This is a genomic window from Cyanobacterium sp. Dongsha4, assembly GCF_036345015.1.
Classification (GTDB): domain Bacteria; phylum Cyanobacteriota; class Cyanobacteriia; order Cyanobacteriales; family Cyanobacteriaceae; genus PCC-10605.
The window spans coordinates 390950-413164 of sequence record NZ_CP084098.1 but is presented as its reverse complement, the minus strand read 5'-3'; the positions used below and the strand labels follow the sequence as shown (position 1 = coordinate 413164).

At 36.0% G+C, this 22215-nt stretch carries 17 protein-coding genes; 6 read left to right on the top strand and 11 right to left on the bottom strand.

Annotated elements, in window-relative coordinates; translation table 11 throughout:
- Positions 1-42: 42 nt before the first annotated feature.
- The 3 genes from ftsH3 to Dongsha4_RS01785 form a co-directional block, all read right to left on the bottom strand.
- Positions 43-1890, bottom strand: a complete 1848-nt coding sequence (gene ftsH3, locus Dongsha4_RS01795) for an ATP-dependent zinc metalloprotease FtsH3 (protein WP_330204075.1) — start codon at positions 1888-1890, stop codon at positions 43-45.
- A gap of 312 nt (positions 1891-2202) precedes the next feature.
- Positions 2203-3444: a tryptophan synthase subunit beta gene (trpB, locus tag Dongsha4_RS01790; RefSeq protein WP_330204074.1), complete on the bottom strand. Its 1242-nt coding sequence runs from the start codon at positions 3442-3444 to the stop codon at positions 2203-2205.
- Positions 3445-3670: 226 nt separating this feature from the next.
- The gene (locus tag Dongsha4_RS01785; protein WP_330204073.1) at positions 3671-7333 is read right to left on the bottom strand and encodes a hydantoinase B/oxoprolinase family protein; all 3663 of its coding nucleotides are present in this window, start codon (positions 7331-7333) and stop codon (positions 3671-3673) included.
- A gap of 89 nt (positions 7334-7422) precedes the next feature.
- Between Dongsha4_RS01785 and Dongsha4_RS01780 the strand changes: the two genes are divergently transcribed.
- On the top strand, positions 7423-9009 hold the full coding sequence (locus Dongsha4_RS01780) for a cation:proton antiporter (RefSeq protein ID WP_330204072.1): 1587 nt from the start codon (positions 7423-7425) through the stop codon (positions 9007-9009).
- A 162-nt stretch (positions 9010-9171) separates the two neighbouring features.
- Here the strand turns inward: Dongsha4_RS01780 and dps are convergent, their stop codons facing one another.
- Positions 9172-9657 carry a DNA starvation/stationary phase protection protein Dps gene (gene dps, locus Dongsha4_RS01775; RefSeq protein WP_330204071.1) on the bottom strand — a complete coding sequence of 162 codons (486 nt, stop codon included), beginning with the start codon at positions 9655-9657 and terminating at the stop codon, positions 9172-9174.
- A 533-nt stretch (positions 9658-10190) separates the two neighbouring features.
- Between dps and Dongsha4_RS01770 the strand changes: the two genes are divergently transcribed.
- The 3 genes from Dongsha4_RS01770 to Dongsha4_RS01760 all read left to right on the top strand — a co-directional run bounded on the left by Dongsha4_RS01770 (position 10191) and on the right by Dongsha4_RS01760 (position 13912).
- The gene (locus tag Dongsha4_RS01770; protein ID WP_330204070.1) at positions 10191-11936 is read left to right on the top strand and encodes an HlyD family efflux transporter periplasmic adaptor subunit; all 1746 of its coding nucleotides are present in this window, start codon (positions 10191-10193) and stop codon (positions 11934-11936) included.
- A gap of 298 nt (positions 11937-12234) precedes the next feature.
- Positions 12235-12897: a 7-cyano-7-deazaguanine synthase QueC gene (queC, locus tag Dongsha4_RS01765; protein ID WP_330205372.1), complete on the top strand. Its 663-nt coding sequence runs from the start codon at positions 12235-12237 to the stop codon at positions 12895-12897.
- A gap of 187 nt (positions 12898-13084) precedes the next feature.
- Positions 13085-13912 carry an SWIM zinc finger family protein gene (locus tag Dongsha4_RS01760; protein ID WP_330204069.1) on the top strand — a complete coding sequence of 276 codons (828 nt, stop codon included), beginning with the start codon at positions 13085-13087 and terminating at the stop codon, positions 13910-13912.
- A gap of 519 nt (positions 13913-14431) precedes the next feature.
- On the opposite strand, the gene Dongsha4_RS01755 is transcribed toward Dongsha4_RS01760, so the two are convergent.
- From Dongsha4_RS01755 to Dongsha4_RS01740, 4 genes are all read right to left on the bottom strand, one after another.
- A complete protein-coding gene (locus Dongsha4_RS01755; RefSeq protein WP_330204068.1) occupies positions 14432-15526 on the bottom strand; it encodes a Get3/ArsA fold putative tail anchor-mediating ATPase NosAFP in 1095 nt (364 codons plus the stop codon).
- 85 nt (positions 15527-15611) lie between these two features.
- Positions 15612-15812: a cytochrome b6f subunit PetP gene (petP, locus tag Dongsha4_RS01750; RefSeq protein ID WP_015221047.1), complete on the bottom strand. Its 201-nt coding sequence runs from the start codon at positions 15810-15812 to the stop codon at positions 15612-15614.
- Between the two features lie 270 nt (positions 15813-16082).
- Positions 16083-16691 (bottom strand): hypothetical protein, encoded by a 609-nt coding sequence (locus Dongsha4_RS01745; protein ID WP_330204067.1) that lies wholly within the window; start codon positions 16689-16691, stop codon positions 16083-16085.
- A gap of 430 nt (positions 16692-17121) precedes the next feature.
- Positions 17122-18651 (bottom strand): site-2 protease family protein, encoded by a 1530-nt coding sequence (locus Dongsha4_RS01740; RefSeq protein WP_330204066.1) that lies wholly within the window; start codon positions 18649-18651, stop codon positions 17122-17124.
- 88 nt (positions 18652-18739) lie between these two features.
- On the opposite strand from Dongsha4_RS01740, the gene Dongsha4_RS01735 reads away from it, so the two are divergent.
- Together Dongsha4_RS01735 and rfbB are read left to right on the top strand one after the other, a co-directional pair.
- Positions 18740-19450, top strand: coding sequence for an MBL fold metallo-hydrolase (locus Dongsha4_RS01735; RefSeq protein WP_330204065.1), 711 nt, complete (start codon positions 18740-18742; stop codon positions 19448-19450).
- Positions 19451-19519: 69 nt separating this feature from the next.
- Positions 19520-20584 carry a dTDP-glucose 4,6-dehydratase gene (rfbB, locus tag Dongsha4_RS01730; protein ID WP_330204064.1) on the top strand — a complete coding sequence of 355 codons (1065 nt, stop codon included), beginning with the start codon at positions 19520-19522 and terminating at the stop codon, positions 20582-20584.
- A gap of 131 nt (positions 20585-20715) precedes the next feature.
- Here rfbB and Dongsha4_RS01725 read toward each other — a convergent pair whose 3' ends face one another.
- From Dongsha4_RS01725 to Dongsha4_RS01715, 3 genes are all read right to left on the bottom strand, one after another.
- A complete protein-coding gene (locus Dongsha4_RS01725) occupies positions 20716-21216 on the bottom strand; it encodes a DUF427 domain-containing protein (RefSeq protein ID WP_330204063.1) in 501 nt (166 codons plus the stop codon).
- 134 nt (positions 21217-21350) lie between these two features.
- The gene (locus Dongsha4_RS01720) at positions 21351-21680 is read right to left on the bottom strand and encodes a DUF760 domain-containing protein (RefSeq protein WP_330204062.1); all 330 of its coding nucleotides are present in this window, start codon (positions 21678-21680) and stop codon (positions 21351-21353) included.
- Between the two features lie 145 nt (positions 21681-21825).
- The gene (locus Dongsha4_RS01715) at positions 21826-22140 is read right to left on the bottom strand and encodes a DUF1825 family protein (protein ID WP_015218827.1); all 315 of its coding nucleotides are present in this window, start codon (positions 22138-22140) and stop codon (positions 21826-21828) included.
- Between the last annotated feature and the right edge of the window lie 75 nt (positions 22141-22215).

The following is a 22215-nucleotide window of genomic DNA, read 5'->3' as shown; positions in this document are numbered from 1 at the left end:
GGCTTATGTTTTTATAAGCCGTTTTTTTGTTTGCTGATAGATTTAAGCCATCGCCGCTAATTTAACATCACTGCTGTTTAGCAACTCTTGCAATTCTTCTGAATCAACGGTTTCTTTTTCTACAAGCATTTGTGCTAATGTATCTAACACTTGACGATTGTTTTGTAAAACATCTTTTGCTCGTTGATAAGCCACATCTACTAATTTTTTCACTTCCTCGTCAATCATGGCGGCAGTGGAGTCAGAGAAATCTCGATCCGAAGCAATATCACGACCTAAGAAAACATTACCATTTTGACGACCTAAAGCCACAGGTCCTAAACGCTCACTCATACCAAAACGGGTAATCATTTGACGAGCTACTCTGGCAACTTGTTGTAAGTCGTTAGATGCTCCAGTGGTTACTTCTTCTTCCCCGAACACAATTTCCTCGGCAATACGTCCGCCTAATGCTACCGCCATTTGATTTTGAAGGTAAGAACGAGAGTATAAACCAGATTCCATGCGATCTTCGCTAGGAGTGAACCAAGTTAAACCACCTGCACGACCACGAGGAATAATGCTAATTTTTTGAATAGGATCATAGTCGGGCATTAATGCACCTACTAAAGCGTGTCCTGCCTCATGATAAGCTACTAACTCTTTACGTTTTTGACTCATTACACGATTTTTCTTCTCAGGACCTGCTAAAACACGGTCGATCGCATCATTAACTTCATCCATAGAAATCTCAGTTAAGTTGCGTCTTGCCGCTAAAATAGCCGCTTCGTTGAGTAAATTAGATAAATCTGCACCAGTGAATCCGGGAGTACGACGAGCAATTTTTTCTAACTCCACATCTCCGGCAAGGGTTTTACCACGAGCATGAACATTGAGAATTTCACAACGTCCAGCATAATCAGGACGATCTACTACTACTTGGCGATCGAATCTTCCGGGACGTAATAAAGCCGCATCAAGAACATCAGGGCGGTTAGTTGCCGCGATAATAATAATACCAGTATTACCCTCAAAACCATCCATTTCGGTTAATAATTGGTTTAAGGTTTGTTCTCTTTCATCATTACCACCGCCTAAACCTGCACCCCTTTGACGACCTACTGCATCAATCTCATCAATAAAGACGATACAAGGAGCGTTTTGTTTTGCCTGTTCAAATAAATCACGGACACGGGATGCACCCACACCGACAAACATTTCCACGAATTCAGAACCAGAGATGCTGAAGAAAGGAACACCTGCTTCCCCTGCCACAGCTTTGGCTAAAAGGGTTTTACCAGTCCCCGGAGGTCCTACTAATAAGACACCTTTAGGAATTTTTGCACCGATAGCCGTAAAACGTTCCCCATTTTTTAAGAAATCAACGACCTCAGTTAGTTCTAATTTAGCTTGTTCAATCCCTGCCACATCACCAAAAGTTACCTGAGTTTGAGGCTCCATTTGTACTCTGGCTTTGGATTTCCCGAAGTTCATTGCCTGAGAACCGGGGCCACTAGATGCACGGCGAAGTAAGAAAAATAGACCTACTAAGAGCAGAACAGGGAAAAATAAACTACTTAAGGCTCTGAACCAGAAACTATCATCACTTTGGGGCAATACGGAAATATCTACCCCATTATTAGACAAAATATCGATTAATTCAGGGTCATTGGGTAAGTTCACTGTATAACGTTGTCCATCCCTTGCAGTTGCGATCGCAACGCTACGATCAGCACTTAAATTAACTCTTTCTACCTTGTCCCCTTGAACTTCATCAATAAATTGACTATATTTCCAACTTAACTGACTGTTTTGAGGACGATCTAAAAAAGCAGTGCCTAAAGCCACAACGACTACCGCTAAGATTGCGTATAGTCCGACATTACGCCATTTTTTATTATTTTTGCTCACGCTTTTTATAGCCTCCTGTTATATTTGTATTTATTTTATCAATAACTTTTGTAAATCTGAGTTTTGAGCTTTTTTCATGATTATTAATTCTATGTTAACTTATGTTAAGAATTTTTAGGTTTATTGATAACCTCACCTTAAAAAAACTTCCGTTCGGTTTAAGAATATTGGATAGGAATAGGTGTCAGGTTGTTGGGGGATTAGGGGGAAATGAGTTCGGAGTTCGGAGTTCGGAATTAGGGGTTTTTAATTCTTAATTCTTAATTCTTAAAACGCATCATCGTTATTAATTACTAATTGCTAACTACCAACTTATAAATCTATTCCTTTCAAATGTTTTGCTACTGTTTGCACATCTTTATCTCCCCTGCCAGAACAGTTAATGACAATACGAGGACTTCCTGACACTTGAGGGCAAAGAGTTTCTAAATAAGCAAAAGCATGGGCGGTTTCCAAAGCAGGAATAATACCTTCTAATTTACACACCAATTGAAAAGCATCTAAGGCTTGAGCATCAGTGACGCTATAATATTCAGCTCTTCCCAAATCTTTTAAGTAACTATGTTCAGGTCCTACCCCCGGATAGTCTAAACCAGCACTAATGGAATGAGCTTCCACCACTTGCCCTTGATTATCTTGCAATAAATAGCTCATTGCTCCATGTAAAACCCCCGGTTTACCATGAGTTAAAGTAGCGGCGTGTTTTCCTGTATTAATACCGCTACCTTCGGCTTCAACTCCAATTAAACGCACAGAAGATTCATCAACAAATTCATAAAATAAACCCATTGCATTTGAACCACCTCCCACACAGGCAATTAAAATGTCTGGTAAACCGCCCCATTTTTCTAAACATTGTTTACGGGTTTCTTTACCAATAACGCCATGAAAATCTCTCACCATCATCGGATAGGGATGAGGTCCTGCCACTGAGCCTAAAATATAATGGGTATTTTCAACATTTGTAACCCAATCTCTAATGGCTTCGGATGTAGCATCTTTTAGTGTTCCCGTTCCAGCGGAAACGGGCTGTACAGTAGCTCCAAGAAGACGCATACGAAAAACATTCAATTTTTGTCTTTCCATGTCTTCTACACCCATATAAATGACGCATTGTAAACCAAAACGAGCACATACCGTTGCTGTTGCTACTCCGTGTTGCCCTGCACCTGTTTCAGCAATAATACGTTTTTTGCCCATACGTTTAGCCAATAAAACTTGCCCAAGGGCATTATTGATTTTATGAGCTCCTGTATGGTTTAAATCTTCCCTTTTGAGATAAATTTGTGCGCCTGTGCCGTCAGGTTTCGCATAATGTTGGGTTAGTCTTTCTGCAAAATAAAGGGGGTTTTCTCTTCCTACATAGTCTTTGAGAAGTTGATTTAATTCATTTTTAAAGTCTGAATCTTCTTTATATTGATAGTAAGCTGTCTCCAATTCCGTTAATGCGGGCATCAGAGTTTCAGGTACATATTTTCCGCCGTATTGTCCAAAACGTCCTAAGTTATCTGGTACTTGAGTAAATTTATTATTTTTAATAGGTGTAACAGTCACAATTTCTACACAAATAAGTTTGATATTTTTCTTTTCTTATTTTACTCTTATGTTTGCTCTTTCATGGTGAATTTAGACACTTATGTGATTAATGATAATTACCATAAGAGTTGCAGAAAAAGTGTTTAGGTGATGGATAAAGGGCAAGGGATAAGGGAGATAATTTTTTTCTAGGCATTAATTTTTTATAAATGATTTAGAAGTGCTGTGACTAACAATTTTATTTTTAATTCACTAAACCAAAGCCTCCTCCTCCCGGAGTTTCTATCACAAAAACATCATTTATATCTAAAAAAACAGAATCATTAGATAATAGTAATTGCTTTTCATTATTATTTTTAATAATATAATTAACTCCTTTTTTTCCTTCCTTTCCTCCTTCTAAACCTTGAGAAGAAACAACCCTTCTACTAGACAAAATTCCTGCACTCATGGGCTGTAAAAAACGAATTGCCCGAATTACACCATTACCCCCTCGATATTTTCCTTCACCGCCACTATTTTCCCTGATTTTAAACTCCTCAACCCTCACAGGATAGCGAGTTTCTAACACTTCCACATCCGTTAAACGGGAATTTGTCATGTGAACCTGAATTGCATCTGTACCATCATGGTCGCATACTGCCCCCGAACCACCGCAAATGGTTTCATAGTATTGATATTTCCTATTACCAAAAGTAAAATTATTCATAGTACCCTGAGAATTTGCCATAATTCCTAAAGCCCCATAAAGACAATCTGCAATATTTTGAGATGTTTCCACATTTCCAGCTACCACCGCACAAGGATACTTCGGATTTAACAGACAACCTTCAGGAATGATTATATTTAAAGGTTTTAGGCAACCAGCGTTAAGGGGTATATCATCATCAACTAAAGTGCGAAAAACGTATAAAACTACTGCTTTTGTGATAGAAACAGGGGCATTAAAATTATTATTTTGTTGAGCAGATGTGCCAGTAAAATCAATATTTGCCGTTAAATTTTCCTGATTGATAGTTATTTTAGTTTGAATTTTTGCCCCATTATCTAAATTAATAGCATAACTACCATTACTCAGATTTTTAATGGCTTTTTTAACACATTTTTCTGCATTATCTTGAACAAACTGCATATAATTATTGACAGTTTCTAAACCATACTTATTAACTAGATTAATTAATTCTTTAACTCCCTTTTTATTAGCGGCAACTTGGGCTTTTAAATCCGCTAAATTTTGTTGATAATATCTCACAGGATAAGCATGATTTGTTAATAAATCTTGCAATTCTTGCTCTTGTAATTGACCATTTTTAATTAAACAGAAATTATCGATTAAAATTCCTTCTTCTTCAATATTGGTACTATAAGAAGGCATGGAAGCAGGAGTTATACCCCCAATATCCGCATGATGTCCACGGGAGGCAACATAAAAATTAGGTTTTGCATTATCATTAATAAAAACTGGAGTAATGGCAGTTATATCTGGTAAATGAGTACCGCCATTATAGGGATTATTGGTTAAATAAACATCTCCTTTTTCTATGGTTATTTTCTCATCATTAATTAAGGCTTTAACACTCTCACTCATTGAGCCTAAATGGACAGGAATATGAGGGGCATTTGCCACTAATTCCCCTTGAGAATCAAAAATTGCACAGGAAAAATCTAGTCTCTCTTTTATATTTACTGAATAGCTAGTATTTTGTAAAGTTATGCCCATTTCTTCGGCAATAAAACGAAATAGGTTATTAAAAATTTCTAGTAAAATAGGATCAGGTTTTGCTATGTCTTGATGATTAATATTTGAATCTGATTGATTTTCTAAATAAGTTAAGATTAAATGCCCATTATTGTTAATTTTTCCTTGCCATCCTTTTTCAATGACATTTGTGCCAGTGGATTCTATAATTAAAGCTGGACCAATTATTTTTTGATTAACAGATAAATTATTTCTCTCATAAACTGGGGTATCATACCACTGATTTTTACTATACATTTTCACGGTGGTAATGGGTTGAGCATGAGAGTTAATCTTATTGGTTAATGGTTGATGATTTTCTCTATAAGTAGGAGATATTAATTCTAGGGAAATTTTTTCGATAATTAACTGTTTTTCTGGAAGAATAAAGCCATATCTTTGTTTATGGATTTGATTAAATTCTTCGATTATTATTATATAATTTTCGTTAAAGTTAATGGGTAAACTAAAATCTGTGCCTTGATATTTGAGATAGATTTTTAAGTTAGTTTGATAATGGCTATTTTCTCTATTAATTTGCTTTTCTAAGTCTTTATATGCTTTTATTTCCAATAGTTTATATTCTTTTTTTATATCTTCAATAACATCGAGATTAAAGTTAAGATTAAGGCTTTTTTCTTTGATAATGATGATTTCTGCTAAACCAATACCATAGGCGGATAAAACTCCAGCAAAGGGATGAATAATAATAGTTTTCATGCCCAAATTTTCGGCAATTAAACAGGCGTGTTGCCCTCCTGCACCACCAAAACAACAAAGGGCATATTCACTGACATCATAGCCTTTTTGTAGAGATATTTTTTTGATTGCATTTGCCATGATTTCGACAGCAATGGTTAAAAATCCTTGGGCGATTTCTTCCAGTTTTATCTCAGTTTTAATAGTTGCTTTTAACTGCTGAAATTGTTTTTCTACTAAACTTAAGTTTAAGGGTTCATTGGCATTTTTACCAAATACTTTCGGGAAAAAATCCCCTTGAATTTTACCTAATAATAAATTACAGTCGGTGATGGTTAGTTTATCCCCCTTACCATAGCATACAGGACCGGGGTTCGCCCCTGCTGATTCTGGACCTACTCGGTATCTTTCACCGTCAAAATGGCAAATTGAGCCTCCTCCTGCCGCTACGGTGTGAATTGCCATCATGGGAGTGCAGATTCTTACTCCTGCCACTTCTGTCTCGAAATTCCTCTCATATTCTCCTGCATAGTGAGCAACATCGGTGGAAGTGCCTCCCATATCAAAGGTAATAATTTTATTGAATCCTGCTTGTTGTGAGGTTTTGACTGCACCGACAATTCCTCCCGCAGGTCCTGATAATATGCTATCCTTACCTTGAAAGTATTTACTGTCAACCAATCCGCCGTTGGATTGCATAAACATTAATGATGGTTGAGATTCCTTCGCATTCGCTCGGAATGACAATATTTCATTGTTAGTATAGGCTGAATATATCTGTTGGATGTATCGCCGTAAGACGGGGGAAAGGTAAGCATCAACTACGGTAGTGTCTCCCCGACTCACTAGCTTCATTAAGTTACTGGTTTGATGGGATAATGATATTTGTGTATATCCTATTTTAGATGCGATCGCACCTATTTGCAATTCATGATCAGGATAACGGTAACTATGGAGTAAAACTATAGCACAACTGCGAAAACCTTGATCATAAGCCTGTTGTAAATCTTGTTCGACTTGGGGTAAATTGAGGGGTTGTAATTCTTCTCCCGTAGAGGAAAAACGTCCTTGAACTGCGATCGCATCTTGGTACAACATTTCAGGTAAAATGATATGACGGGCAAAAATATCGGGGCGATTTTGATAACCAATCCTTAAAGCATCCTTAAAACCCTGATTAATAACTAAGATAACTGGTTCGCCTTTTTTTTCTAGTAAAGCATTAGTAGCCACCGTTGTCCCCATTTTTATCACTTCTATATTATCAATGGGTAAAGGTTGCTCATGGGGAATCTGGAGAATTTGCCTAATACCCTCAATGGGGGCAGATTGATAATGTTCGGGATTCTCCGATAATAGTTTATGAGTGATAATCTCATTTTCAGGGGTAAGGGCTACTATATCAGTAAAAGTTCCCCCTCTATCAATCCAAAATTGCCATTTTCTTTTTTTTAGTATGGAATTATTCATGATTTCAGTAGTTTGAAAATAAGAGAAAATTAATAGACAAAATGATTTAGGATTACTATATGATAAAGACTTATATTGATACTTAATAATTGTTACAAGATATTCTACTAATTCTTGGATTCGGTTACTTTGGGGGAGAATTTGCCCGTCGTCTCAAGATTCCTCCTTTAGTTGCTATGATTTTCACTGGGATTCTTCTCGGTAATCAAGTTACAAATCTTCTAAGTAATAATATATTGCAGTCTGCCGATGATTTAAGGGTAATTGCTGTTGTTATTATTTTGATGAAAGCGGGGTTAGGTTTAGATCGACAAAAGTTAAAATCACAAGGCTCTGTTGCTTTAAGATTGGGCATTCTACCCGCTTTAGGAGAGGCGATCGCAGTTTCTATTTTAGCGGTGATATTTTTGGATTTTGATTGGGTGACAGGATTGTTATTGGGATGTATTTTAGGGGCGGAATCTCCTGCGGTAATAGTGCCGGGGATGTTACGGTTAAAGAGTTTAGGTTGGGGAGTAAAAAAAGGGATACCTGATGCAATTTTAACGGGAAGTGCTTTATCTGATGTTTTGTTATTGTTGATTTTTAGTCTATTGATGGGCTTATTGACTAGGGATGGGAATAATCTGGGGTGGCAATGGTTGCCGTTGCAATTTTCAGGGCAAATTATCGGCGGTGTTGTTATCGGTTGGTTAGCTAGTAAGATTTTAGTGTGGTTGATAGTTAAGCAGAAGTTAACTGAAAATACCTTGCAAGAAACAATAGTTACGGGTTGCTTGACTTTATTTTTGGTGATTATAAGTGAGAGATATAACTTTTTCTCTGGTTATCTGGCGGTAATGTCAACAGGATTTTTCTTAATTGAATTTTCTTCTCCTTTAGCCCGTTGTTTACGCAATGGTTTTGATGTTTTATGGCAAGTAGCCCAAATTTTCTTGTTTGTCTTATTGGGGGCAACCATTCCCCTTAATGTTTTAGGTAGCAGTTTTGGAAAAGGATTAATAATAATAATTCTTGGCACTTTAATCGGTAGAATGGCTGGTTGGTATCTCTCCACATGGAAAAGCAACTGGAATCAAAAAGAAAAACTCTTTCTCCTTGCGGGTAACTCCGCTAAAGCCACTGTACAAGCTGCGATCGCATCTATTCCTTTAGCACAAGGCATTACAGGAGGAGAAGAAATATTAGCCATAGCCGCCTTATCAATTTTAGTTACAGCCCCCCTTGGTGCATGGGCGATTCCCACTTTTGCACCTCTTTTATTAACTAAGGGTGAAGTTGATCCCACCAAAGTATCTGTTGATGATCATGTTATATTACTAAGTGCGATCGATGATTCCCCTTTAACCACTCCTGTTTTAACAAAAACCGCAGAAATAGCCCGTCGTAGCAATGCTGAAGTGATAGTATTGCATATTATTGATGATAGTCAGAATAATAACTTAGAGAATTTGAAGGAGAAAATCACCACATTACTAGCAGATATAAACTATCAACTTTTAATCGTAGAAGGGGTAATAACAGAAGAAATATTAAGAGTTAGTCAAGAATTTCGGGTAAAAGAAATAATTATGGGCAAAAGAGGACATAAAAACTGGCATGATATTTTAATTGGTTCTGTTTCTCAAACAGTTTTAGAATCAAGTCCTATTCCTGTAATTATCATTGAGCAGTAAATAGAAATTATTAGGCTTTTTATTTTCTTAGACAATAGGCAAAGTTAAAAGGGCAAGGGGCAATCATTTGAGTTAGGAGTTAGGAGTTAAGATAAAAAAGAAATTGCCCGTAAGGGTTGAATATATTCAACCCCTACCACTTTAAACCTTAAAAAGTTGGAATTAGTGTAAATGAGCTTCTAAAAACCAAAGACGCTTATCAATAGTACGAGATATTTCTGTGTATAAGTCTGCCGTATCTGCATCGCCTAAATCATCAGTTTTAGATATAGCCTCTCGCACATGAGCCGCATAAGTAGCATAACGATCAGCTAAAGCAGAAACATGATCTAAACCTGCGGTAATCTCTAACGGATATTCTTGTAAAAGTGAGGTTTGAGACGCAACTCTAGCCGTGCCTAAAGCAACTCCTGCCAATGCGGTAACTCTTTCTGCCACCATGTCCACATATTCTTCCAATTCTCCCGCCATCTCGTCAAAGAGTTCATGAAGTTGAAAGAAGTCATTACCTTTTACATTCCAGTGGGCTTGTTTGGTTTGAGTTTTTAAGTCCAGCGTTGTTGCTAATGTGAGATTGAGAATTTCTACTACTTTTTCTCTTATTTCTGTACTTAAGTCAAGACGAGTATCGTATAGTTTAGCGTTCATAAAATATTTTTAGGTTTTTTTGCTTTATTATGTCAAGCATTTGACATTTTCTATTTTTACTATAGCAATCCTTTTTTTTATTTTGTCAAAAACTGTTTTATTTTTACCTGAGTTAGACATAAAATTTTCAGTGAGGGCAAGGTGTCAGCTGTTAGGTATTAGGTTAAAGAATTGACAAAAAATATATATTAATTGATTTTCTTGTTTTAAATTCTTGGATAAAATAAAATAATCTTATGAAAATTAAACCTGCTACCTGCAACCTGTTACCTGATGCCTGAAACCTCCCTTAACTTAACACATGAATAAGTGCGTAACGTCGGTAAATAATAGAAAATACTTGCAACCCGACACCTTACACCTTTTTCCTTAGTCGTTACTCATTTTAAGAATTATTACTTTTTCCCCTCAGACAATAATCCCCTGAATAGATTGGTATATAAAGGAAACTTAACTTTGATCTATTAAACTAACTATACGCTCTGAAATTAACTATCGAAATTCACAATTAAATTAAACTTAAACTATTAATCATGGCAGAATCTAAATATAATGGTAAACAATATCAAGCAAACAATGCTAACGATACATTACTAACAACCCCCTCAGCAGAAAATAACTCTGGCAATGGTACAACCGAAAGCTCTATCGATTTAGATACTTCTAACTTTGAAAAGGATGTAATTTTAAAACCTTCTCCTGTATGGTCACGGGCAACAATTTGGAGTATTGTGGGTGTAACCACTTTTGCAGTAGTTTGGGCTTCTGTGGCGAAAATTGAGCAAGTTGTAACCGCTCAGGGGCAATTGAAACCAAGACAAACAGTAAAGGAAATTCAAGCTCCTCTTAATGGGGTGGTAAAAGAAGTCAGAGTGGAAGATGGCGATCGCATCCAGAAAGGTGAATCATTATTAGTGTTCGACTCTCAAGCTAGTCAAGCAGAATTGGAATCTTTGCAAAAAATCAGAAATAGTTTGATTCAAGAAAATAAATTTTATAGAACCCTGTTTAATGCACCTTTAAGCCCGAATATTGTGGAACAAGAAGTCATAAGACTAAAATTACCCCCTGAAATTTCTGCACTAGCCTTAAATCGCACTGCTTTGGTGACAGAAAATCAACTTTATCAAATGCAACTATCCGAAGATTCCAATATCGCATCCTTAAAACCAGATCAACTTGCTAGACTACAAGCGGCATTTGCAGAATTAGATTCCCGCTCTAAGGCCGCAGAGTTAGAAATTGAACAACTGGAAAAACAATTAAACCAAAATCAGGTACAAATTGAAGATGCAAAAAAACAACTAGCTAATGATCGTCGAGTATTACAAGAAATAGAACAACGAAATAGAGAATCCATTGCTCAAGCGGAAGAAAGTTTGCGTATAGATAAGGAAATATTAGAAAGCATTTTACCTCTTTCCGAAGAAGGGGCCTTAGCTACAATACAAATTGAAAGACAAAAGCAACAAGTGCAAGATCGTCAAAGGGATTTAGTCGATCGCCGCTCTAATGGTACGATTGAACGGGAAAACCAAAAACAACAAGTACAAACCCGTTTAGCAGAAATTCAACAATTAGAAGAAGAAAAATCTCGACTGTTACTTGACATTAATCAGGCACAACAAGAATTTCAAAATACCATCGCTATTACAGAAAAAGATGTGCGCGATCGCATCGCCGAAAATAAAAAACGCATCGCAGAAATTGACAGTCAAATTAACAAAGTAGTTGTGGACAATGAAAAGCGTATTGCCGAGTTAAATAGTCAAATTAGTGCCGCTCAACAAACTATCAAGTATCAAGAATTGAAAGCCCCTGTATCAGGAGAAGTATTCGATTTACAAGCTAGTCCGGGGTTTGTGCCAAAAAGTGGTCAAGCAGAAGCACTATTAAAAATAGTGCCTGATCCCGGTCCTGATAATCCCCTTATTGCTGAAGTTTATGTTACTAATCAGGATATTGGCTTTGTTCAGCCGGGGCAAGAGGCAGATGTGCGAATAGACTCTTTTCCCTATAGCGAATTTGGAGATATTAAAGGCAAAGTATATTTTGTTGCTTCCGACGCTTTAGAACCAGATCAAATTTATAATTTTTATCGTTTTCCTGTCAAAGTGGAATTAGATGCTCAAAACTTAATGATTCGTGGTAAAGAGGCTGATTTACAGTCGGGAATGTCTGTTAGTGTCAATATAAAAGTAAGGGAAAATCGCACGGTACTAAGTTTATTTACAGAACTATTCACCAAAAAAGTGGAAAGTTTGAAACAGGTTAGATAACCTGAGTTTAGGATAAATTTTCATCCATAAGTAATGGCGAAAAGGGCAAGGGGCAAAGTTAAAAGGGCAAAGTTAAAAGGGCAAGGGGCAAAGGTAATAAACCATTAGTAATTAGTAAGTAACTTCGGCACTTTAAGAATTAGTTTCTTCTAATCCTCTAACTCCTAACTCCTAACCCCTAACTCCTAACTCGTTTCTCCCCAATCCCCAACAACGTCACACCTTTTTTGGAAAATAATTTATCATAACCACAGTCTGAAGAACCATTTTTATCATTTACATCGAAATTAGATTCAATATTGTGAAAAAAGCCATTGTTTTATTATCAGGAGGATTAGACTCTGCTACCAGTGCTGCGATCGCAGTTTCTCAAGGATATGATACTATCGCTCTTTCTTTTCGTTATGGGCAGAAACACGCCAAAGAACTGGAAATAGCCCAAAATCTCGCCCCTAAACTGGGAATAAAAGAACATTTTGTCATTGATGTTAACTTATCTCTTTGGGGGGGTTCATCTTTGACTGATAATAATTTAGCCATTCCCCAAGAAGGAGTGAACCCTCAAATTATCCCCTCAACCTATGTGCCGGGTAGAAATACCGTTTTTATTGCGATCGCACTTTCCCTCGCTGAAGCTGTGTCTGCAGAAGCAATATATTTAGGCATTAACGCTGTTGACTATTCTGGCTATCCTGATTGTCGTCCTGAATATTTACAAGCATTTCAAAATTTAGCAAATTTATCGTCTAAAGTAGGTATTGAAGGTAAAACCCCTCAATTAATAGCTCCTCTCATCAATTTATCAAAAGTAGATATTGTCAAAAAAGCCCTTAGCTTAAATGTACCCATAGATGAAACTTGGTCTTGTTATCAAGGAGGAGATACTCCCTGTGGTGTTTGTGATTCTTGTCGTATTCGGGATGAAGCCTTGAAACAATTGGAAGGGTATAATTTGAGTTAGGAGAAAGTAGGCAAGGGGCAACAGGCAACAGTAAAAAAAATTGATCATGATGAGAAAAACAGAGCTATTAATCATTGTTTTTAATAGAATGAAAATCTCTTAATTCTCACCATCTTCATGGTAGATTTAGTGGTATGAGAAATAATTTTGATTTTGTTCTTCAGAGAGAAAATTTTTTTGAGTAAAGATGATTGAGAGACAGTGGTGGGTAGAAAAATGGCTAGAGTTGCTAGACTCATACCGTTTTAAGAAGAGGTTAGAAAGAGGACGTAACTATTCCAGAGAAGGAAATGTTCTTAACATAGAGTTTAATAAGCAATCTCAATTAATTGCACAAGTACAAGGTACAGAAGAAAAACCCTACCGAGTTACTTTAGCTTTAGATGCTTTTTCCGATGAAGATTGGGGATATGTGATTGCGACGATGTCAGATAAGGCGATGCTTTCTGCTCAATTATTGGTGGGAGAAATGCCTTTAGAAATTGAACAGGTTTTTATCAAAAATGGCTTAAGTCTTTTTCCCTTTAACTTAGCTGATGTGCGATCGCGCTGTACTTGTCCAGATAAGGCTAATCCCTGTAAACATATCGCCGCCGTCTATTACCAATTAGCAGATCGCTTTAGTGAAGACCCTTTCATTATATTTCAGTTAAGAGGAAGAAGCAAAGCCCAAATTTTAGAGGCTTTAAGAGTATCTCGTAGTTTGCAACTATCAGGCAAGGAATTTGAACCCGAAAAATTGGGCAAAATTAAATCCTTACCAAAACGGAAAACCAACCCTCACAAAACTTCTGCCCCCTTATCCATTGATAATTTTTGGGAATATGACGAGCCTTTGGATTCTTCTTTAGTCGTAATTACCCCTAGTTCTGACAATAAGACCATTATTGACGTTTTAGGAGATATTCCCCTACCTTACAATGATTCTCAAGCAGTTATGCAATATCTCACCCAAGTTTATCAGCTTGTTCCTTCTAAAGCAATGGCGATTGCAGAAGGGGCTAGTTCATCATAGGGAGTTTATTATCATTTAACAAGAAAAAATATGATGCTCAGGGATAAAGTCAAATTGAGGCAAGGATAAGAGTAAGGCTAATACTTCCATCCTCTCTTATCATCTCCTCATCATCCTAACACCTGCAACCTGACCTGAGTTCGGAGTTCGGAGTTAGGGGTTCGGAGTTAAAAGTTATAGTTATTGACAAAAAAGCTGAATAAATTAATTTCATAAGAATTTATTTAATTATTTTTTCTCGCAAAATTTTCTCTGCGATAACTCTCAACTTCTTATTTTTCAAAACTTTCTTCATCGAACTCAGGTAACCTGCAACCTGAAACCTGACACCTAATCTTATCGGATATTCTTAAACCGAACTGAGGTTAACAGAGTTATTTTTATGACTGTTATCAGTAGATTACACCTAGCAGTCATCACCTTAACTGTTAAATTCTTAGCACCACCAACTGGTTAAATTTTCTACTCGGTTGCAGTACATATCCAACACATAAAGTTTCACAATCCGATAATAAAGTTTTAAAGATTTATCACTAAATAAGCGTCTTGAAATTTAGCACCTTTGACAGATTGACCTTTTAGAGGAGGGGGTAAAAATATATTACGTCTTTGATCTCCTGCTGATATAGTAATTTCAGGTCCTGATTGACTTAGTTTTACTTGTTTTTTATCAAATCCGGGAAGAAATACTTTTACTTCTCTGGCTACAGTATCAATAATAATTGGTCTGGGAGCTTGTTTTGCTTGAGATTCAAAATCAGGTAGGGCTTGGGTCAAACTTTCCCAGTTATCAGATTTTTTCGAGGGAATACTACTAATGCTTAAAGGTTTAAAGGTTGTGGTTATGTCCTCTGTTATTGAGTCTTGGTTTAATAAAACTCCACCGACGGTTAAATCAATTTGTTGCGCACTTCCCCACCAATATTTACAAGTTGCGATCGCTTCTTGAGTTTGATTAGTGACAAGAAAAGCACAAACTCTACTGGGGTCATTAATTGCCTTTTTACCTTGTTCTAAAATTTGATCCGCTTCTTTAGTGGATTCATTGCTAAGATTATCAGGACTCCATGTAACATTAAGAATAGCACTGCTGACAGGTTGAACAAAAGGAGATAAAGCCCTAACAATGTCAGAATTTTCTAACAAATTCTTCACTCGGCGAATGTACCAACTAAGAGTATCTGGAATACCAAACATCCGTAGAGAATTAAGACTGGTTTTTCCGTCATAGATAATAACATCATATTTAGAATCTTGTTCCCGTATATAGTTAAGTGCCAAAGCAGAATCCATACCGGGTAACAAGGCTAATTCTTGACCATAAATATTATTTAACACTGGAGAGCGTAAATATTTCGCTTCTAACTGCTTTAATTGTTCCCAACTAGCTTCTAATAACTGGGTACTGTGTAATTGAATTACATCAAGATTCGGACTAATTTCGCTAATTTCTGAGGTAACATTTGCCCCTAATTGTATTGAAAATGAAGGGGTTGAATCTTGGACTGCTAGTAATACTTTTTTACCGATTTGGGCGTATTTTTTCGCAGATGCGATCGCCATTGTGGTACAGCCTACGCCACCTTTACCTAAAAATGTGAGAATAAAAGCCATTGTGTTAAATAAATGAAGTTATGATGAAAAGTGTAGGTAGGAAAAACAGATTAATGTCAATCCCGAAATTTCCCACCCCATCAAACTATTTTACAACTTGAACCTCATCTTCAAAAAACCAACCAGTGGTAGAGTCGGCAAACTCGACAAAAACGCCAATACCGCTACCATCAGTCATTTTAAAAGATTTAATTACTGCAGGTTGTCCTTCTTGAGCTTTTTTGAGAATCTCAGGGGATACTTTTTCTCTGAGACGACAAATTTTAACTTTTTGTCCTACTTCCATAGTAATTTTTCATATCAATTTTTTAACAACTCTTAATTTTAACGGAATTTGGTCATTTTCCATCAATCAGCTTTTTTGAGCAATATCTTTTGACTAACGGGATTTACTCAATAAAAAGATAGAATACGGTGCGCCAATAATTGCAGTGATTATTCCATAAGGAAGCTCAAGGGGAGTAAGTATTTGCTCATTATCCAAGTCACCACGTAAAAAATAATAATCCAAGGCAATCAGGATTTTTGGTAAAAATACAAAATTTCTACTTCTCAATCATTTATCACAGCGATCGCTTGTATTATACACAATACTACTATAACGACCGTCCATCGTTCCAACTTCTACACAGTAACCAGTTTTATTTTCCACATAATAAGCACTTTTTCCACCCTCAAAAGTGACGGTGTTGCGATAAGTATAACCTCTTGATATTAAGGTATTTTCTGCTTGTCCTGCTTTGACACCAACTAAATCTTCTAAAGCAGTAGGAGTGGTGCTAATCAAATTCTCTGGGGTTTGTGCCAGAGAGTGGGAAGAGTTATACGATGAGGGTGCTTTTTCCCCTTGATATAAGTAAACAGATTCTTTCTGAAATCGAAAAATTAAGGTGTTACCATCCATTTCTTTTATAACTGTTTTGCCATTTTGGTCTATATATTGATTATCATTTGGCTCTAAATCATAGGTAACACCATCTTCACGAGTGATAGTAATAAAACCTTGACGCTGAGAAAATATACAATTAACAACTTTAGAAACCTTATCTTCTCCTTTAGGATAAATGTCACAACGAGATTGAATACTATCTGCTTTAACTATATTAGAAAAAGAAAAAGTGGAACATACAGTAACGAAGGATAATAGTATCGGATTTATTTTCATTTTATTTTGAGTTGAAGATTATTTTTTGAGATTAATCATAACTTTCTAGTTTGAGATCAAGATTATGTTGTGATATGAAAATTAATATAGTTTTCACTATATTTTTAATATTCTTTAACTAATATGAAATTGATTTTATTTTTATGATATATATTGAGAAAATTTTTATCTTTATTACATAAATATGGAAATTATTTTAAATAAAGATTAATTATTAGCAATAAACTATCAATATTAGATGTGTTTTTCTCTACTGCATGATTTTCAAGAAATAATATATTTCATATAGTTTGATATACTGAATTATTTTTTTATTTTTCCCTGAATGAGATAGATAAAAAAAGGTGTTCCTAAAATTGGTAAAATTAAGCCCACTTTATCTTAATTCTTAGCTCCTAACTCAAATGATTGCTCCTTACCCATTGCCCTTTTAAATATTTAACCATTGTGCTAAGGTGGGGGGTAAAGGTAAGAGAATGACAACTAAAAGTGCGATCGCAACTAATCCTAGAAAATCTCTACCATTATCTAATTCTGTCACATCATTTAAGGCAGGTTGATCGGCAATAGGCATAAACATAAGAATAATTGCCCAAATTAAAAACTCTCCTCGCACAAAAGCTAAAAGTATCATCAATAAACGGGTTATTTGTCCGATGACAAGTGCTTTTCCTTGTCCAAACATCGCATGAACAATATGACCGCCATCTAATTGTCCTACAGGAATAAGATTTAAAGCGGTAACAATAATACCGATATATCCTGCTACGGCGGCGGGATGAAGGGCGATGGCTTTCTCGGCTACTAATTTACTACCTAAAACCAATTTACTGATAGTGGCAAGAAGGAGGGAAAAACGGGGGTCTAATGCTTGAAAACTAAGCATACTAGAGTTATCAGTTAAAGGAACAATATCTGAGTAAGCTAAACCCCATACAAGTACAGGTAATGCTACTAAAAAGCCTCCAATAGGACCTGCGATCGCAACATCAAAAACGGCTTTACGATTAGGCATCGGTGATCTAATGGAGATAAAAGCCCCAAATGTACCTAAAAAGAAAGGAATCGGGATAAAATAGGGTAAAGTAGTTCTTATTTGATAATAAACAGCAAATAAATAATGACTTAATTCGTGAACTCCCAAAATGGCAATTAAAGATAAACTATAGGGTAAGCCTTCTAAAACTAATTCGGGATGAGTTTCTAATTCTGTGGTGGTGACACCGCTAATTTCTGAACCAATAATAGTAGTTGTGATGAGAGTTAATAAAAGTAAACCCAATGCCATTAAAGGGCGAGTTAATTTTTCTTCTTCTTTTTGTTTCTCTTTTTCCGCTTGAGAATGAGGATTCGGAATTAAAGCAAAAAATGGTTGTCCTTGTAAGGTTTCTTGAAAAATAATTAAGAAGCGATCGTGAAATACTTTCTCTAAATTAGCCTTAATGGTAGTATAAGCCTTTTCTGGGGCAGTCATTAACTTCCCAAGACACAAAACCCCTTGAGGTAAATAATCAACTTTTTGTAAATAATAAACACCCCAAGGAAAACAATCTCTTAAAGCCTTTTCTTCTTCTGGGTTAATGGGCTTTACTTTTACTGTTGATTTGTCCAGAGTCTGTTGAGTTTCATCGGTGTTAAGAATAATTGGAGTATTGGAATTATTATCTTCTGAAGTTTTAGGGGGTGATGATTCCTGCTCAGTTTTATGATTTTTGGGTCTGCCAATTTGTATTAACCATAGATACACCAAAGGTGATAAAATGAGGGGTATTAAGATTAAACTGCGGGGCATGGAATTTTGATTCCCATTAGCTAGATACCATCCCACCCAAATACAAGGGGGACTCATCAAAGCTAACCAAAGTAGCCAAATCGGTGTCTTGGTGAGTTTTCCTACGCTTTTTTTGATGGCGACATAACCGATGGCACTGAGGATGAGAAAAAGAATTACTAATTCCATGTTTTATTTATAATAACGCTGTTTTTATTGTAGAATTTTTATTTCCTCAAGACTAAGTCAAGCTGAAAAAATAATTACTGTTTTAATAATGGACTCTGATCTCAATTTTACAGAAAAAGTTAATCAAGAAAAAACGAAAGTCCCCTCCCGTGCTAAATATCCTAAATTAATTTTAGAAAATATTTTTGCCTTTGCCCCCAATCGTGATACTTTAGGGGGAACATCCTATCTTTTAATTCACCCTCTAGGTAACATTTTAGTCGATTGTCCTTTTTGGTCTGAAGAAAATAAAGATTTTTGTCTGTCTAATGGTGTTAAATATTTATTTGTGACTAATCGTGATGGTATTAGTAAACATATTAGCCATATAAAAAAAGAACTTCATTGCGAGTTAATTATTCAAGAACAAGAGGCTTATTTATTACCTAATTTAAGTCCTATTACATTCTCTGAAGAATACCGTCTTTATGATGACTGTTTTGGTTTATGGACTTGTGGTTATAGCCCCGCTTCTGCTTGTTTATATTATGGTAATTATGGAGGAGTTTTATTTTCTGGTCGTCATTTATTACCTGTTGGCAATGATAAAATTTCCGCTCTCAAATTGAAAAAAACTTTCCACTGGTTAAGACAATTACGTAGTGTTCAAAAATTGTGCGATCGCTTCTCTGAAAAGACTTTAGAATATATTTGTCCGGGGGCAAACACTGGTTATTTAAGAGGTCAAGGCTTTATGAATAAAGGTTATCAAAAATTAATGGAATCAAATAAAAACTATCTTGTGTCAGACAATCGCTAATGGGAAGAAGGGAAAGCAGAGTTAGTAGTTCAGGGTTAAAATTTGATATATGTTATTGATAAAAAAACTATGGGGAAAAGAAATCTTTTAGTCACTGGGGGGGCTGGTTTTATTGGCTCTAATTTTGTTAACTATTGGCACGAAAAACACTCAGAAGATAATATCATTGTCCTTGATGCCTTAACCTATGCAGGAAATCTTAATAATCTTAGTTCTTTAAAAGATAGTCCTCGTTTTACTTTTGTTCATGGTAATATATGCGATCGCACTCTAGTCGAAAAGATTTTAGAAGACTACAGTATTAATACAGTTGCCCATTTTGCGGCAGAATCCCATGTAGATAGATCAATTTACAGCCCTGAAACCTTCATAAACACCAATGTTATCGGTACATTCACCCTCTTAGAAACCTTCCGCATCCATTGGCTAAAACAGAATCAATCTTCGGATTATCGCTTTCTTCATGTATCGACAGATGAAGTTTATGGAAGTCTTAACCCTGAAGACCCCGCTTTTACAGAAAATACCCCCTATGCACCGAATAGCCCTTATTCTGCCTCAAAAGCAGGAAGTGATCATTTAGCAAGAGCATACTATCATACTTATAAGCTACCAACAATTATTACGAACTGTTCTAATAATTACGGAGCATTTCATTTTCCTGAAAAATTAATTCCTCTAATGTGTATTAATATTCTTCTGGGTAAACCCTTACCCGTTTATGGAGATGGACAAAATATCAGAGATTGGTTGTATGTAGGGGATCATTGTAGTGCTTTAGATACTGCCATTAATTACGGAGTAGCAGGAGAAACTTACAACATTGGCGGTAATAACGAGGTTAAAAATATAGACTTAGTTAATATCATCTGTCAAATCATGGATGAAATCGCCCCCAGTTTACCTGTGAAACCCTCGCAACAATTAATTACTTTTGTCAAAGATAGACCGGGACACGATCGACGCTATGCTATAGATAGCAGTAAAATTCAAAGAGAATTAGGCTGGAAACCCCAAGCGACTCTTGAGTCAGGTTTAAGAACAACTTTACAGTGGTATGTTGACAATCCTCAATGGTGGCAACCTCTTTTATCTGAAGATTATCAAAAGTATTATGCTCAAGTTTATGGGTAAGGGGTAACGATGCACAAGGCAGAAGGCAAAAGGCAAATCCCCCTTATTTAGGGGAGAGGGCAAAAGTGTTTAATTAACTTCTCGCAACATCCCAATACCCTAATCCCCTATTTCCCCCTAAAACTCCAAACCTACCATCCCCAACTACCAGCAACGCCCTTAAAAGGACCGACAATATTAGAGGTAATCCAACCACCATAGAATCCTCCGGGTTGGGGAGTTACTAATTCTCCGTTAACGTAACACTCAGACATTAATCCTGCATAAAAGGCAACATAATGTGCGATCGCATCAAACTCTGGAGTAGGATTAGGATAGTACCAAGCGGCTTTATAAATTAATTTATCATCGACACAAACATCATAATATTTCGCAATTCCTTTCCATTCACAAAAAGATTGTCCCTCACGGGGAATTAGATACTGTAATTGTATATCTTGAGGAGGTAAATAATAAACAGGTGGATGGGAAGTTTCTAAAACACGATAACTAGAAGTGGTATCGGCGATTTTAACCCCATTTAAAATAATTTCTATTCTACCTGAGAATGCTTCTAAACGAGGGGGACGAGGATAATCCCACACAGATTCTTGCCCTTCTTTTGGTTCAATTTTTTGGACTTTATTAAACATATATCAAATTAATTAGGGGTTGATGAAAAAGTGATGTCATAAAGCCAGACAACAGGGGATAAACAACAGTTAAAATACTTGTAAATCAAAGACTGTAGTACAATTTACAAACCTCTAGCCCTTCATTTCGATGATTACTCATCATGGGATTCTCCTGCCATAAAAGCCTTCTCAAAATTCATTCTCTGCTCTGCATTACGCAAAAAATAACCACTCATCATTGCCGAGGCGAGAAGTTTGCCTAAATTTTCCCTGCTGGTACTTACCATCACTCCAAAATGTTCAGGTGGTAAACTGCCTAACATTCCTACAATGTTACGTTCCATAACTTGGAAGACTTCTGATGATTGAGGTTTAGATAATTGAGCGATGGTTTCGGGAGTCAGAGATTGAATATATTCTAAAAAATTATTGTCTCCTTCTCCTGTTTGAAAAAATTTATTGCCATTACTTTGATAGTTCACTGTTTTTACTCCTAAAAATAATCTATATGTTTTTTTATAAAGATTTAATATTTACAATTTACCAATTAGATTATTGTTCATGGTTAGGTTAAACCGAACTTAAAGGATAGGTTTTTCCTGAAAATTCTTGATTAAAAGTTGAAGTTTATTTAATTTCTTGTTTCATTCTTTCTAAAGTCATGTGCATTTGTTGAAACATTTGATCGGGAGTAGTGCCAAATTGACTTAACTGAGTTTTTAATTGTTCAACGGTCATTTTTGCCATAAAATCTTCAGAGAGTTCAAAACGTTTCATAAAAATACGATAACGTTCCATCATATTTTCCATTTTTTCAATAAAAATTTTCTTTCCTTCCCTGTCAAATTTTCCGAACTCACCGCCCAATTTCATCAGTGATTGGTAATCCTCAAAAAGTTGCTTTGCCTCTTGTTGAACGACCTCAGAATCAAAAAATCCCATGTTAACCTCTTTATCTCAGTAAAATATAGATGTTTGTTTTTCTACAAATTTTTATAAAAGTTTCGTATATTCTAA